The sequence below is a fragment of the Mammaliicoccus sp. B-M6 genome (assembly GCF_022386965.1).
Lineage (GTDB): Bacteria > Bacillota > Bacilli > Staphylococcales > Staphylococcaceae > Mammaliicoccus > Mammaliicoccus sciuri_A.
The window spans coordinates 1-289 of sequence record NZ_JAJNHJ010000095.1 but is presented as its reverse complement, the minus strand read 5'-3'; the positions used below and the strand labels follow the sequence as shown (position 1 = coordinate 289).

2 tRNA genes and 1 rRNA gene are annotated in these 289 nt (G+C 49.5%); all 3 read right to left on the bottom strand.

Going from position 1 to position 289, the window contains the following annotated elements:
• Positions 1-15: 15 nt before the first annotated feature.
• Positions 16-91: transfer RNA gene (locus LQ693_RS13585), tRNA-Thr, on the bottom strand.
• 6 nt (positions 92-97) lie between these two features.
• A tRNA-Val gene (locus LQ693_RS13580) sits at positions 98-173 on the bottom strand.
• Between the two features lie 27 nt (positions 174-200).
• Positions 201-289: ribosomal RNA gene (gene rrf, locus LQ693_RS13575) — 5S ribosomal RNA — on the bottom strand; the annotation flags it as partial.

Sequence of the window (289 nt, the reverse complement as noted above, 5' to 3'; positions counted from 1 at the left end):
AATGGCTCTAAAACATGGTGCCGGCCAGAGGACTTGAACCCCCAACCTACTGATTACAAGTCAGTTGCTCTACCAGTTGAGCTAGGCCGGCTTTAAATGGTGGAGAATGACGGGTTCGAACCGCCGACCCTCTGCTTGTAAGGCAGATGCTCTCCCAGCTGAGCTAATTCTCCATTTAAAAATATGTAATATTATTACTTGCCCGGCAACGTCCTACTCTCGCGGAACGTAAGCCCAACTACCATCGGCGCTAAAGAGCTTAACTTCTGTGTTCGGCATGGGAACAGGT